This window comes from Marinobacter sp. MMG032 (assembly GCF_040112695.1).
Taxonomy (GTDB): Bacteria; Pseudomonadota; Gammaproteobacteria; order Pseudomonadales; family Oleiphilaceae; genus Marinobacter; species Marinobacter salsuginis.
Genome location: NZ_CP157802.1, coordinates 306249 through 321202 on the forward strand (window position 1 = coordinate 306249; position 14954 = coordinate 321202).

The window sequence follows — 14954 nt, forward strand, 5'->3', positions numbered from 1 at the left end:
CCGAATGGGAGCCTCGTTATGACCCGGACTAAAAGCCTCAATGCGCTGCGTTCAGGGACAACCGAATTTGATGTGGTGGTGGTCGGCGGCGGCATCACCGGTGCCGGCGTGGCCCGGGAAGCAGCAGGCAGCGGCCTGCGCACCCTTCTGGTGGAACAGAAGGATTTCTCCTGGGGCACCTCCAGCCGGTCCTCCAAGATGGTCCACGGCGGCCTTCGGTACCTCGGTAGCGGCCATTACGGTCTTACCCGGGATGCTGTGCGGGAGCGGGAACGGCTGATGGCGGAGGCACCGGGGTTGATTGGCCCCCTGCGCTTCATCATGCCGCATTTCAAAGGCCAGTTCCCCGGACCGCGCCTGTTTCAGACGCTGCTCCGGGTTTACGACTTTATTGCCCGCAATCGCAGCCGCCACTTTCTGACCTCGGCCGAATCCATGCTCTGGGTGCCGGGCCTGACCAGCGAGAAACTTGTCGGCGCCAGTGGTTTTACCGACGCGGTTACCGACGACTCCAGACTGGTGCTGCGCCTGATTGCCGAAGCCCGACGTGATGGAGCCCTGTGCCTGAACTACACCCGTGCGACGGAAGTAAAGCGCAGCGATGACGGAAAGGTGTCTGGATTACTGATTCAGCCAGAGGAAGACGATGCGCTCATCATGATTTCCGCGCCCCTGGTGATCAATGCCACCGGCGCGTGGGCAGACCGGCTGCAATCCGACAAGACTACCGGGGACACCATGCACATCCGGCCCTTGCGCGGCAGCCATCTAGTCCTCCCGTGGTCCTGCCTGCCGGTGTCCTGTTCGGTTTCCCTTTTCCATCCTGAGGATGGTCGCCCGGTGTTCGCCTTCCCCTGGCTCGGCACAACCGTTCTCGGCACGACCGATATTGATCATGAAGGCGATCTTGATCAGGAACCGGTTATCTCCGAAACAGAGACCGCCTATCTGCTTGAGGTCGCGTCACGGCTGTTTCCGGGAAGCCCCATTGCCCGCGAGGACATTCTCTCAACCTGGGCCGGGGTGCGGCCCGTGGTAACCGACGGCACGGGCAAAGCGCCCTCGAAGGAAAACCGAGAACACGAACTCAGGGTAGACCGGGGCCTCGTCAGCATTGCCGGGGGCAAGCTCACCACTTTCCGGGTTATCGCCCGGGAAGCGCTCAACCGGGGACTTGGTGAAGACGCCGCCACGGTTCTGCGGCCAGAATCCGAGCCGGTCTTCCAGCCAGAACATGGTTCGGCAAGACCAGCCGCGATCGGCCATCAGTGCTGGCAACGGCTCCAGGGGTTCTATGGTCCCGAGCTTAACCAGGTTCTTGCAGTTGGACCATTGGGAGCTGTTACTGCTCACCAGGCTTCCGAGCTTCTCTGGGCGGAGCTCTGCTGGGCCTGCCAGAAAGAAGATGTGCAGCACCTGGATGATCTGCTGCTGCGCAGAACCCGATTGGGCCTGGTGCTTCCGAACGCGGCCGAAAGCCTTCTGCCGGAGATCCGCAGGCATTGCCAACCCGTGCTTGGCTGGGATGACCAGCGCTGGTACGAGGAACAGGCCCGCTACCTGTCGATCTACCACCATGCCTATTCGATGCCATCCGGGGAGTTGTCCAATGCCGGCTGATTCACTGATTCTGGCCATCGACAATGGCACCCAGAGCGTTCGCGCGCTGTTGTTTGATACCCGCGGCAACCTGGTGGGCAAAGGCAAGCAGGAAATCGAGCCCTACTTCTCGCGGGAACCCGGCTGGGCCGAGCAGCATCCGGATTATTTCTGGGAACAGCTCGGGGAAGCCTGCAAGCTGCTCTGGAATTCAACAGAGGCAACGCCGGATCAGGTTGCCGGGGTCACCGTGACCACCCAACGGGGCACCGTGATCAATCTTGATGCAAACGGCCAACCTCTGCGCCCTGCGATCATCTGGCTCGACCAGCGCCATGCCAGAGTTGATGGCCCGGTCAAAGGGCCCTGGGGATGGCTGTTCAAACTCGCCCGGCTGGAAGACACCATCAACCGGTTTCGGGAAAAGACCCAGGCTAACTGGATTGCCCAGAATGAACCCGAGATCTGGGCGAAAACCCGACACTTTCTCTTGCTCTCGGGCTTCCTCACGTACCGGCTAACAGGAGAATTCAGGGATTCCACCGGAAGCCAGGTCGGATACCTGCCCTTCGACTACAAGAAGCACCGCTGGGCCGGCCAACGGGATTTCAAATGGCAGACCATGCCGGTCGAGCGTTCCATGCTGCCTGAACTGGTAGCGCCCGGGGAAACATTGGGGCATCTGACCGACGAAGCCTGCCGACACCTCGGCTTGCAAAAAAGCCTGCCCGTTATTGCAGCCGCCTCCGACAAAGCCTGCGAGATACTCGGGTCCGGCGGGCTGACACCAGACATCGGTTGCATGAGTTACGGCACCACCGCCACCATCAACACCACCAGCAAGCGCTACGTGGAACCTATCCGGCTGATGCCGCCCTATCCTTCTGCACTGCCCGGTCACTATTCCACGGAAGTGATGATCTATCGGGGTTTCTGGATGGTTAGCTGGTTCAAGCGGGAATTCGGCCTTCGGGAGCGGAAAATCGCCGAGGAAAGGGGCATTGAGCCCGAAGCGCTGTTCGATGAACTGGTCAAGGCCGTTCCCCCCGGATCTATGGGCCTGATGCTCCAGCCCTACTGGTCACCCGGTGTACGTCAGCCCGGGCCGGAAGCAAAAGGCTCGATCATTGGATTCGGGGACGTTCACACCCGCTCGCACATATACCGCGCGATCCTTGAAGGCCTTGCCTATGCGCTGCGGGAAGGCAAGGAAAAAATCGAAAAGCGAAGCGGTGTGAAGATCCGGAAGCTTCGAGTGGCAGGTGGCGGCTCCCAGAGTGATGCCGCCATGCAGTTAACCGCCGATGTGTTCGGATTGCCGGCCGAAAGGCCTCATACCTATGAGACCTCCGGGCTCGGTGCCGCCATTGACGCGGCGGTAGGCCTGGGCCTGCATCCGGATTTCGATACGGCAGTGACAAACATGACCCGGGTTGGCGACGTTTTCCATCCCAACGAAGAAACCCGGGCCCTGTACCAGAGGCTCTATTCCGAGGTGTACCTGAGGATGTACCCCCAGCTCCAACCCCTCTACCGGAAAATCCGGGAGATTACCGGCTATCCCCGGTAACACGCTCCGCCACCATTTCCGCGGTAATCGCCGAAAGGGTCCAGCCGAGGTGGCCGTGACCGGTGTTGTAGAACACGGTTGGCAGGCGCCCTGGCCCAACCCTGGGCATCATGTTCGGTAGCATTGGCCGCAATCCGGCCCAGGGAACTACCTTGCGAGTACAGACTCCGGGGAAGCACTGCTCAACCCAACGGGTCAGCGGGCGGATTCGGTCGTCCTTGATGTCGCGATTGTAGCCGCTGAACTCGGCAGTACCGGCAACGCGGAAACGGCCATCGCCCAGGCGACTGGTGACGATCTTGGTGGCGTCATCCAGCAGACTGACAGTGGGTGCTGCCTTCTGCGAGGCTTCGTCTTCCAGCTCTACGGTAATGGAATAACCCTTCACCGGGTAGATATTCACCCGGTCACCCAGCTTTTTCGCGAGCCCACGACTGCCGACACCGGCACAGATCACCACGCCGTCGAAGGTATCCCGGGTTTGCTCGTTGCCGTCATGGGCGGTCACCCAGGCATTACGCTCATCGGCGCTCAGCTCGGTCACGGTATGGCCATAACAGGTTTTTACGCCAAGGCGCTGGATGGCGTCGGCCAGGCCGTTGGTGAACTTGTGAATGTCACCGGTGGAGTCACTCTCGGTGAAAAAGCCGCCGTAGTAGGTACCTGCCAGAGTCGGCTCGATGGATTTCATTTCCTCCGGGGTAACCGAACGGCGCTCAAGGCCGCCCGCGGCCAGAAGCCGAGACACTTTGGCCGCGTGATCGAAGCCAGCCTTGTCCCGGTATATGTGCAGGATACCCTGCTTCTTCAGATCGAAATCGATGCCCTCTTCCTGTGCCCAGGCAAACAGGTGGTCGCGGGCAGCAATGGCCAGGCGGGCGGTTTCCGTGGTGTTTTTCTCGTACTGGGGAATAGCGGCAATGAACTCGGCGAACCAGCTCAATTTGTGCCAGGAAGGCTTCGGGTTGACCAGCAGTGGCGCATCCCGGCGGGACATCCATTTGATGCCCTTCATAACGGTCTGCCAGTTGTTCCAGACCTCGGCGTTAGAGGCCGAGAGCTGCCCACCGTTGGCGAAGGAGGTTTCCATCGCCGCATAGCGGTGTTTCTCGTAAACCGTAACGTCAAGCCCGCGCTTGGCAAGGGTGTAGGCTGTGGTAATACCGGTAATGCCACCGCCGATAACTGCAATTCGCTTCATTCCAATCTCCGTGAGCGCCAAGGGTTTCCTCCCTGCTCGAAATGGCAGGAAGCACCCCTTCCGTCACGGGACCTGAGAGATTCACGACCTGTTTCAATGAAAACAGTCGCTTGCTCCTTCGGTGTGCCGACTGACGCGATTGTCGACAGCTCTTCGGAAAGTATTCATGTCAGCGGTCCTTTTGCCTGAGAGTTTCCGGGGCAGTTGCTCCTTCGGCGCTGATCGCAAGGGATTCAGTCTCTCCCGCAGACATGTCTGATTGGTAATAAAACCCAACCCACGGGCCTAAACATAGCAAATAACCCGGAGCCAGGAAACCAGCCGCTGCACAGCTCCGCCGAGATCAGTTAAGGTAAAGATCATGCAACACGCCTCGAAGACCCGCAGACAACTCCAGCAGCAACTCGAACAGGCCCGCGACTACGAGCAGTGGTGCCAGGCCGCCACCGCGCTCGACGACATGGACGGCCTGCTGGACTGGCGCGAGCAGGAAGAAACCGGAATGCTGCATGAAAGCCTGATGCGCAAGCACATGGGCCTGATGGATCATTGCCGGCAGAATGGCGACACAAGGCGATTGATCCGTATTCTGCAGGAAAGCCTGTACCGACACCTGGGCGAACTCTCCAACCCTGATCTGTACACGGTGGCAAGAAGCGGCAGCAACCGGTTGGTGGGGGAATTCCTGGACGCCGTCGAGACGTCCATGGAATTCATTTGCGAACACCCGATACCTGAAGTGACAACCGCCCGCAAACTGAAAATGTTTCAGGACGCCGAACGGGTCTATGGCCGGCCAGCACTGATGCTTAGCGGCGGCGCGGCTTTCGGCATCTACCACATAGGCGTTACCCGGGCGCTCTGGCGCCAGGACCTTCTACCGGATGTCATGGCAGGTTCCAGCATGGGCGCCATCGTGGCCGGTGCCATCTGCACCCGAAACGACAAGGAGCTGGCGAACTTCTTCAATCACCCGGAGCGCATCCATCGCAATGCCTTCCGCTGGCTCGGCGTCCGGGAAGGCCTGAAGGCCGGCCATGCCATGGACCCACGGCAACTGCAGGAGCATCTCCAGCACAACCTTGGCAGCGTCAGTTTCAGAGAGGCCTACGAACACAGCGGCCGTACACTGAACATTTCCGTATCCCCTACCCGCACCCAGCAAAAACCCAGGCTGCTGAACTGGCTGTCCTCACCGGCTGTACTGGTGGATTCGGCAGTGATGGCGTCCTGTGCCGTGCCGGGCATCTTTCCGCCAGTGGTTCTTCAGGCACGCGAATCAAACGGCAGCCGGCAAAGCAGCGTGCCCTATATGCCCACCGAAAGCTGGATTGATGGCAGCGTGCATGGCGATCTGCCCCTGATGCGGATGGCCCGCCTACACAACGTGAACAAAACCATTGTGAGCCAGGCCAATCCCCATGTGGTGCCCTTTATCAGCCACCATGACCAGAGCGGCGTTACCGCCTGGGCCAAACGGGCGGCGGTTTCCATGGCCCACGGCCAGATCGCCACGGCACTGAAACTGACCAAACAAAGCCCGCACCCCGGCCTCATTCGCCCGCTGATCGAGCAGGCCCACGCCATGACCAGCCAGCAGTACCTGGGAGACATCAACATCCACTTCCCGCCGAAACCCGCGCTCTACCGCAAGGTACTGGCGAACCCCAGCCCTGAGGATCTGGAAATGTTTATCAATCTTGGGGAACAGGCCACCTGGCCAAGGCTGGCGATGATCGAGGATCAGACACGGATCAGCCGGGCTTTTGACCGCTGCATATCCGCTCTGGAAAATGAGCTGGACGCAGACACTGCGCACCACAATGCCTGACCCCTCTTGAAAATCGTTGCCCTGCCACTTGGCAGATCAACTAGATAACACACCGGTCCCGAACTATGCTCAGTTCTATCGCATCATCGCTTTGCGGTGCGCTAAACGCTTACCAGGAGGATCCTGACCCGCAATGGGACATAGACAAGGATTTCGATCAGCGACAGAAGACGGTGAAAGCAGGTTCTACGAGCTGATTGAGAGTCTGCCAATGGTGGCTGTCCAGGGATACGACAGAGAGCGCCGGGTTATTTATTGGAACGATGCCAGCGCCCGTATTTACGGCTATTCCCGCCAGGAAGCACTCGGCCAGTTGTTAGAAGACCTGATCATTCCCGATCACATGCGTGACGGTGTGATTGAAGCCCATCGCGACTGGCTCGAAAACAACATCAGCATTCCCTCCGACGAACTCGAACTCAAGCACAAAGAAGGACACCTGGTTCCCGTTTACTCCAGCCATGTCATGATCAAACAGGAGAGCGGCGCCTGCGAGATGTTCTGTATCGACATCAGCCTGGAAGAACAAAAACGTGCCAGGGATGAGCTATACCGGCGAGCGAGTTTTGACGACCTGACCGGACTACCGAACCGTCATTTCATGGAAGCGGAATTGTCGAGCCGACTCAACGAGGCGGATCGCCTGCAACAGGAACTGGCGGTCGTGTTCATCGATCTGGACAATTTCAAGATCATCAACGATACGCTGGGCCATCATCACGGTGACAGCCTCCTCAAAGCGGTGGCGGAAACCTTGAGGGCCGAACTACGGGGCGGCGACCTTTTGAGTCGCTTTGGTGGAGACGAATTTGTGCTCCTGATCTTCGACTTCGATGGCCCCGAAGCTCTGCATGAGCTGATCTGTCGTTTGATTGATGCCCTGGAACATCAAGTTCACCTGGAAGGCGACTGTTACCAGGTTACCGCCAGTTTCGGTGTCAGCCTGTTTCCGCACAATGGCACCACCGTGGCGGAGCTTATGGGCAATGCAGATGCGGCCATGTACCAGGCCAAAGAAACCGGCAAGAACGGCCTCTGTTTCTATACCCCCGATATCAATGATCGACTGGTGCAATACCAGGAAATCACCAACCTGCTCCGGGACGCCCTGAACAACGATGGACTGGAATTGGTGTTTCAGCCCCAGATCAGCCTCAGCGAACGGAAAAGTGACTCCTGTGAGGCGCTTCTCCGGTGTTTTAACGGTCAATCACGGGCCGTTTCGCCCGCCATTTTTATTCCCGTGGCAGAGAAGTCCGGCCTCATTAACCGGATTGGCGACTGGGTTATCGAAGCGGCCTGCAAACAGCTCCACGCCTGGAAAGGAACGCCTCTGGAGAACCTGCGGGTTGATATCAACCTGTCGGGACGTCAGCTCACGAATCCGCACCTTGCCAACCACATTCTCGAAACCCTCAAACGCTATAAACTGGAGCCGCACCAGTTAGGGGTCGAGCTGACCGAGAATGAGGTTTTCGGCAGTGATGAGAACCAGACCAGACAACTCGAAAAACTGAAAGAGGCTGGCTTGCATATTTCCATCGATGATTTCGGCACCGGATACTCATCGCTCGTCTATCTCAGAAAACTCCCGGTCTGTGGCATAAAAATCGACCGGAGCTTCCTCCAGCATGCGATGCAGAACAACGCCGATATGGCCATCATGGAGGCCATGATCACGGTCGGACACAGTCTGGGGTTAAGCGTGCTTGTGGAGGGCGTTGAAACGGATGAACAGGCCCAGCTGGTGACAGACCTGGGCTGTGACCTCGCCCAGGGTTTTCTGTATGCCAAGCCGATGCCGGCCCAAAAGATGGAAGAGTTCCTGGCAAGCTTCTGACCAGAAAACCTTATCCCTGCTCGTATTCCCGAACCAGTTCCTGCAGGAAATACAGGCCGGCAGAACTCAGGAAACACCGCCCTGCGCCGGCACGGAACAGAAGATGGCGTTTATCGAGGTAGTCTAGGGCTTCCGGTACGCCTTTTTCGAACCGGGCTGCCCGGAGGATCTCCTGATACTCGTCATCGCTGGCCAGCGCCGACATGTCTTGCTCATTCAGCCCGGCATCGGGGCGCCCCAGGTATTCAAGATCCCGCCCGCTGCGCGCGAAATAGCGCCCGATCAACAGCAGGATCACCTGCACCCGGAAGGCATTCTCATCGTGTTCTTCATTCTCGTCGTCACTGCTTTCCTTAAGGAAGAAAAACGCGCCGGATTCGTTGAACACCAGCTCGCTGCCCAGGTGCTCATAGAAAGTCCGGAAGTGAGACAGATGGTTGTACAACAGGTTGTAAAGCGGATTGGCACGCAGCTCGGAGCGGTTGCTGTCCCACAGATCACGCACAAGCACCCGGCCGGCCTGGAACTCCCGGTAGATCGCGGCGCTCTGGGCCGGCAGGATCTGCTCGAAGCTGCTCGACGCTTGTGATTGATCGGCGGATTCGTTCGTATCCATCGCGTTTGATAAGTCAGGCATGCTGTTGCTCTTCTTGATTGACCGGGGCGTTGCTTTGAGTCGTTTCCAGACGGCGCTTGCGGTAGACAAACCGATCGCTGTCGGATGACTGATCAAGGATTCGGAATCGGTTGGTGGTGACCACCTTCAAGCCCTCCGGCGGCGAATTGACCAGCCGATTCAGAGCCGCCAGCAAATCCGGAAAGCGATAGCCCGGAATAAAGCCGTCCAGGCGGCCGTGCAGCTCCCGCACCAGATCGTTGGTGGGCCGCAGCTCCAGGGTTTCCAGCCATTGATACAGCTGGTTGATGCGCTGGACATCGATTCTGGTGTGGCGACCACTGCCCTCCACTTCCTGCAGAACCGGCACCTCGGCCTTGCGACGAAGGTCATTCAGGCGCAGCTCCAGTTCGCTGAACAATAGCTGGTAGTAGCTGGACGATTCACCGAAAGCATAATGCTTGGGGCGCTGCTGGGCCCGCAAACCCACCAGAAAGCCGGTACTGCGGGCAAAGTCACCACCTTCCAGCCACTTTCGTTTCAGGCTGAGGGTCTCGGTTTCGCCCTTGAGTTCCTGCAGCTTGCCGTAGAAATGCTCCATGGCGTTGTACTGGACCATGCCCTGGCGAGTCTTGCGCAGGAAGTGCTCCACCTCCTGAGCCACCACCTGAATGGGTTTGTACAGGGCGTTCAGGCTGATGGAGGAACGGAACAACTGGTCCGCCAGGCTGTGATCACCATGACTTTCCAGCAGCCGAACCATGGCTTCCAGGGTCTCAAACAGGTTGCTGCCATCTGGCAGCCGGGTATCCGGGTTCAGGAACACCAGGGTTGGCTTGATGTGGCGCTCGTAGAGGGTAACGATCTGCTCAAACAGGTTCTGGCGGAACTCCAGGAATTTCTCCGGCGCCCGGCTGGCGTCGCCGGACAGATCCGCAAGCTGGGCACTGATGGTCTGCATACGCAGGACATTCTGGCGCAACAGACCAATCAGCTGGCTGACTCGTTCATTAAGGTCATCGCGCAGTTCCGTATAGTCCGGGTCCGCGTCGCTGAAACTGCTGGTTTCCAGCCGATTGCGCACATCCCGCAGGGTCACCAGATGGCCGCGCAGGCGAGCATCCGTCAGTTCCTGGTACAGCGAGGCATTACAGGCCCGCATCAGATTGATCAGGGCATCCTGGAACACCAAGCGCCGCTCACCCTCGGCCTTGATGATGTCGATCACCAGGCCACTGCGGAACAGATTGTCGGTATTCAGTGCCATACGCACCCGATCCCGATCGGCATTGCCGAGTGAGCGGGTGTAGTCCATCACCTCGGCCACCAGATCGCTCTCACAGATATACCGGGCTTCGTTCCGGTCCATCCGTTCAATCATCCGGAACAGAATTTTCGGGTGCTCGAACAGCAGCCGGGTGGTGTCCAGGGTGCTGAAGCGTTTACTCATCCACCGGCTCCATCAGGCTGGCCTGGGCCTGGTCGGCCCAGTGGCTCATGGCCTCGCCGTTGGTGAAGCCTTCAGCCCCACCCCAGAACACCAGGGTGCGCTGCGGACTGTAAGGCTTTGCGGTGCGCATCTGCCCTACTTCCAGGTGCCGGCCGATCAGATAAATCACTTCCGCACTGGCACTGTGGGTGGCCGCCGAGAACAGGTTGAATCCTTGTTTGCGGAGCCGTTCCAACAGTGACGGCATCTGGCTGATGTCCACACTGGCCAGCTCGTCCAGCACCATAGGGAAAGACAGCTGCACGCCCGGGTACAGCACCCGTTTAAGGAGCCGGTACACCAGTTCCAGATTGATCAGTGCAGTGGTGGAGGTGGACTGGCCTTTTTTGTCCAGGTTCGCGGCGTTCTCCTTGCGAGTACGGTAGGAAATGCCGGTGATCACCTTGTCCATGGTCAGGCGCTTGCTCCCGCCCTCCACGAAAAAGTCCGCCACGAACACCCGCAAACGGTCATAGAACGCGTCCGACTGCAGCTGGTTGCCATACGGGTCGATGTTGTTGGCTTCTTCCACCAGGTTGCGGAATTTCGGATCGGTGTGGATATCCACCCGGATTTCCACCAGATCGTTGATGCGCACGCCATCCAGCTCGCGATTCAGCTGCGCTTCGAAACGGGCAATGTGTTCGTGGTTGGATTTCAGGGCCTGCCGGTAGCTGGCTACGGTTTCGTTGTGGATGCCCACCTGCTGCTCCAGCACGTTCCAGCGCTCGGCCATACCGGCAAACAGGTCCGACAGGCTCTTGAACGTTTCCCGGATAACCGAGGAGGCCGGGCTGTCTTTCTGCAATTCACCTTCGGTATCCTCATGGATACCCAGATAAACGAACTGGCGAAGGTGGTCGAGAATGCTGCGCCGACGCTCTTCCAGGTCGTCCAGCTGGGTTTGAAGGTCGTCAAACGCCGCGACGGACACCTGTTCGATGTCCAACGGCTTTTCCGCTTCCACGGTTTTCAGGTGCGGGAACCGGTGCTCTACCGTGCCAACGCTGCGGCTGAGGCCCGCCAGCTCCCGCTCCCTTTCTTCGATCCGCTCTTTCTCGGCTCTGGCCTTGGCGGCTTTCTGCTGCACCGCATCCTGCTTTTCCTGCTCCAGCCGGGCCTGTTCTTCCAGTTTGGCCAACTGTTCTTCGGCCGCCTGCTTCTCCTCAGTGGCATCCCGCAGGGTGGTCGCGGTGGCCGGGTAGCGCTGGAGCGTTTCGAGATCCTTTTCGATGGCTCGGATCTCTTTCTCGGTGCGCTCGATCAGCCGTGGCCGATCATGCTCCTGATTGGCGGTGTCTGCCAGCTCCGCCCGCTCCTTTTCCAGGCCATGAAGCTCGCCTTCCATATGCCGGCGCTGCTCTGCAAAGTCGGTCTGCCGGGCCGGCTGTGCCTGGTATTCCGTATCGAACCAGTCAAAGCCTTTATCATTGGGCACGAACAGCCGGGCGAAAGCCTCAATGGCGGCCTTGCTGTCGGCATCCAGATCCCGACCCGGGCTGGCCATGACCAAACGGGGGTCCACGGCCCGCAGCGGTGCAGCGGCACCTTCGTCCAACTGGTTCTGCAACTGCCAATGCTGCTTGCTTTCCCGTTCCTGCAGGGATTCCAGCTTGCGCTCAAGCTCCTGTTTCTTCTTCTGGATCTGCTCCAGCCGAATTTCCGCCTGGGCGGCGCTTTTCAATGCGGCCAGGTGGCCTTTCCTGCTCTCAAGCTCTTCCTTCTGGATATCCTCGATTTCCTGGAGCGTCATCTCCCCATATTGGGAGACGAGCAAATCGCCATCTTTCTGATTCTGCTCCGCCTGCTTGATACGCCGATCAGCGGAACGGATCTCGCCCTTCAAGCCGCTGGCGTCCTGCTCAAGCTTTTTCAGAGCCTGCAGCACATGGCGCAAAGTCTCATTCTGTTCATTGAATGCCTCTGCTGCAGCTTTTCGTTTTAAACCAATGTCCTGCAAGGCATTGCTCACACCATCCCGAAACGCGGCGAAATCATGCTGGCTGCGGAGAAGCGTCTGGTAGGCCTGATAATCTTTTTCGAGCTTTTCAAACCGTGAACGCTCTTTCTCGATCCGGTTAAGCTGAGTCTGCTGCTGCTTCAGCTGGTCATGGCGGTTCAGGAAGTCATCGATATTGAAATCGAAAGCGTCGTCGGCAAACTTCTTATCCGCCTCTATAATGCTGGCTACCGCATTGGACATGGCCTGATCGTCCGCCTTCATCTCAAACAGCAGCAGGATCAGTGTGCGCAGGGACTGAACCCGGCGTTCATCAGACTCACCCAGAGGCAGTACCGAATAACGCACAGCATCCGCATTCATCAGCTCGCTGCTGTACAGCATCTGTTTGAGTTTGGCCGGGTCATTCACCAGCCGGGTTTCTTTGGAACGCTTTTTCAAAGCCTCGGACAAACGGCTGAACGACAGCTCCGGCACCGCCTGGCCAATTCCGTCCTCATCATCCCCGTCCCAGAACAACGGGCGGAGTTGATCGTAACCCACCGGCACAAAGGCGCGGCCATAGCTGAGCTGGCTCGCGCTGTCCCGATACAGAATCTGGCAATGCACACCGGCCGGGTTCTCGGCTTCCATGATCAGGAAACTGAACTGGCTGGGAAAATAATGCTGGTAGCTTTCCTCGTTGGTGTAAAAGCTACCGGCACTGGCATTACGGAAGGCAAATTTCTTGCGGCTGTTCTTAAAGGTGTTTTCCGGCAGCAGAAACAGACGCAGACTGTTTAGAAGGCTGGATTTTCCAAGATTGCCCGGGCCCAGGATCAGACCGTGGTTGTCCACCGGAATTTCTACGTAACAGAAGCCGGCGGAATCCACCAGTACCAGACGACGGATACCAAAATTGAAATTGCCTGGGCTCCCCTGGGAGTCACTCATCCAGAATCATCTCCTGTTCCATGAATTTGCCGGTCGATCGAAAGGCCTCTGCCAGGCTATCAAAGCCGAGCCCTTCCGCCAGCGATATCGCTCTTGTAAATCGTTCGGTGCTGTCCGGTGTGTTGCGAAACCGACCCAACCAGGGTTGCCAGTCGCGGGGCTGAACAAACCTGGCTTTGTCACCAAGAGAGGCTGCGATTGTCGAGAACATTTGCAGACCACCCGCATCATAATCGAATGCACAGAATACTTCTTCGTAGCCCTGCAGCCAGTCAAGAATCGCGCCCCGGGTAATTCGGTTGCCACCTCCCAACATCACGTCACACTCCGCTAGCTCAAGAGAGTTGCCCAGTACTTCACCGGCGAAATCGAGCATCTGCGCATACTGATAAAAATTACGCTCATTCTCTACCACCAGCACCGACCGAGCTTGCTGAAACCCTATATCCACGGACTCCGTTCCAACAACGACAGTGTCGGGCCTGCTGTGCGACAACCCCTCATGGTAAACGAGAAGAAAACTGACCTCTGTGCCATGGCGGTGAGAGTTGCCCTTTTTCGCGGCGTCTACCCGGCTTACCGGCGTTTGCGCAACAGCCTGCAGCTCCTTGAAAGCGGCTTCATCCAGGATGAAGACAAGCCAGCGGTTGCCTTTGACCTTTTCCGTCGCGAACAATTCTCTATGGCGACGTCGAAAAGCCTCGGGCAACTTCTTCAGGAAAGCTTCATAATTAATGGGCTGGCCACGGAGGATTTTCTGGAGGTAATCGTTCAATCGTTCTCCCCGGCCAGCATATTCATGATCAGTCGGATCATAGTGTTTTTGTTCGCAGGTTCGGATTCGGCCACTAACAATGTCAAGGCGGCCAGACCGACATCATTGATTACCGGCTCACCACTGTTGTTAAAAAGCCGACTATTGCGGTGCAGGAAATCCACAAACAGAAAGGCCGCGCTGCGTTTGTTGCCATCGGAAAACGGGTGATTCTTGATCACAAAATACAACAGATGTGCCGCCTTTGCCTCCACACTGGGATAAGCGGGCTCGCCGAAAACAGACTGGTCCAGGTTGCCCAATAGCGAAGCTAGGCCATCACCCCGGTCACGCGCGAACAACTCGGTCGCTTCGCCCCTCGACATTAACTCGCTCTTCAAGCCATCCAGGCCTGATCGAGCCTCCTTCAGCGATGGCAAAGTGCCACCGGCCTGAGACTGCGGATCGGTTAGCAGCCCTTCGTCATAACGTTGCAAAAGAAGAAAGGTCTGGGCATAGCGGCTGACGATGTCGACCAATCCACGACCGCTGTCTGTGTCGAACGCAGGACTCTGGGCAGCCTTACGAACCAGTCTCAAAGCCGCTTCCAATTCCTGGGCGTTTTCTTCAAAACGGTGCCGATTGATGGTCCAGCCCTGAGTGAGGTGCTCACGTAGAATACGGGTGGCCCACTGGCGGAAACGCGTAGCCTGACTGGAATTAACGCGATAGCCCACAGAAATAATCGCATCCAGATTAAAATACTCAACCTGATAGGTTTTGCCATCCGCGGCAGTTGTTGCATTTTTTGCAACAACTGCCTCCCGGTCCAGCTCCGCGTCGCGGAATATGTTCTTCAAATGCCGAGAAATTACTGATTTATCGCGACTAAAAACATCTGCAAGCTGCTGCAGGCTAAGCCAGACAGTTTCTTGATCAGCATCCAGGCGAACTTCTACTGCCCGATCGGCACTCTCATAGATAACGATCGGGGTATCGCTTCCTTCACTCATGCTACTTCTCCATCCTTGAAAATTGACTATCAGCCCCTGCTTTACGACTAGTGGCCTCAACTACGAAATCGTCCATCAATGCCTTTCCCGGAAGCTTTGTTAAGCTCTACTTTAAAGCTCAATAGCAGATTCGCAATAATACGAAGAA

The 14954-nt window shown here is 57.7% G+C and carries 10 protein-coding genes and 1 riboswitch; of the genes, 4 read left to right on the forward strand and 6 right to left on the reverse strand.

Annotated features, from left to right (window positions below):
• Positions 1–18: 18 nt before the first annotated feature.
• A complete protein-coding gene (locus tag ABNF92_RS01430; RefSeq protein WP_349343234.1) occupies positions 19–1620 on the forward strand; it encodes a glycerol-3-phosphate dehydrogenase/oxidase in 1602 nt (533 codons plus the stop codon).
• Positions 1610–3169: an FGGY-family carbohydrate kinase gene (locus ABNF92_RS01435; RefSeq protein WP_349343235.1), complete on the forward strand. Its 1560-nt coding sequence runs from the start codon at positions 1610–1612 to the stop codon at positions 3167–3169. Before ABNF92_RS01430 ends, ABNF92_RS01435 begins: the two co-directional genes overlap by 11 nt.
• On the opposite strand, the gene ABNF92_RS01440 is transcribed toward ABNF92_RS01435, so the two are convergent.
• A complete protein-coding gene (locus ABNF92_RS01440; RefSeq protein ID WP_064228003.1) occupies positions 3150–4370 on the reverse strand; it encodes a D-amino acid dehydrogenase in 1221 nt (406 codons plus the stop codon). The genes ABNF92_RS01435 and ABNF92_RS01440 overlap by 20 nt on opposite strands.
• Before the next feature lie 163 nt (positions 4371–4533).
• Positions 4534–4626, reverse strand: a riboswitch (glycine riboswitch).
• Between the two features lie 105 nt (positions 4627–4731).
• On the opposite strand from ABNF92_RS01440, the gene ABNF92_RS01445 reads away from it, so the two are divergent.
• Entirely contained in the window at positions 4732–6201 is a 1470-nt protein-coding gene (locus ABNF92_RS01445) for a DUF3336 domain-containing protein (RefSeq protein WP_349343236.1), read from the forward strand.
• A gap of 133 nt (positions 6202–6334) precedes the next feature.
• Positions 6335–8041 carry an EAL domain-containing protein gene (locus tag ABNF92_RS01450; protein WP_349343237.1) on the forward strand — a complete coding sequence of 569 codons (1707 nt, stop codon included), beginning with the start codon at positions 6335–6337 and terminating at the stop codon, positions 8039–8041.
• A gap of 10 nt (positions 8042–8051) precedes the next feature.
• On the opposite strand, the gene ABNF92_RS01455 is transcribed toward ABNF92_RS01450, so the two are convergent.
• From ABNF92_RS01455 to ABNF92_RS01475, 5 genes are read right to left on the reverse strand one after another with little or no spacing between them, the layout of a single operon-like run.
• Positions 8052–8678, reverse strand: coding sequence for a hypothetical protein (locus ABNF92_RS01455; RefSeq protein WP_349343238.1), 627 nt, complete (start codon positions 8676–8678; stop codon positions 8052–8054).
• Positions 8671–10107 carry a hypothetical protein gene (locus tag ABNF92_RS01460; protein WP_349343239.1) on the reverse strand — a complete coding sequence of 479 codons (1437 nt, stop codon included), beginning with the start codon at positions 10105–10107 and terminating at the stop codon, positions 8671–8673. The genes ABNF92_RS01455 and ABNF92_RS01460 overlap by 8 nt, the downstream gene beginning before the upstream one ends.
• A complete protein-coding gene (locus ABNF92_RS01465) occupies positions 10100–13039 on the reverse strand; it encodes a hypothetical protein (protein ID WP_349343240.1) in 2940 nt (979 codons plus the stop codon). The genes ABNF92_RS01460 and ABNF92_RS01465 overlap by 8 nt, the downstream gene beginning before the upstream one ends.
• Positions 13032–13814 (reverse strand): hypothetical protein, encoded by a 783-nt coding sequence (locus tag ABNF92_RS01470; RefSeq protein WP_349343241.1) that lies wholly within the window; start codon positions 13812–13814, stop codon positions 13032–13034. Before ABNF92_RS01470 ends, ABNF92_RS01465 begins: the two co-directional genes overlap by 8 nt.
• Positions 13811–14806, reverse strand: coding sequence for a virulence protein RhuM/Fic/DOC family protein (locus tag ABNF92_RS01475; RefSeq protein ID WP_291908768.1), 996 nt, complete (start codon positions 14804–14806; stop codon positions 13811–13813). Before ABNF92_RS01475 ends, ABNF92_RS01470 begins: the two co-directional genes overlap by 4 nt.
• Between the last annotated feature and the right edge of the window lie 148 nt (positions 14807–14954).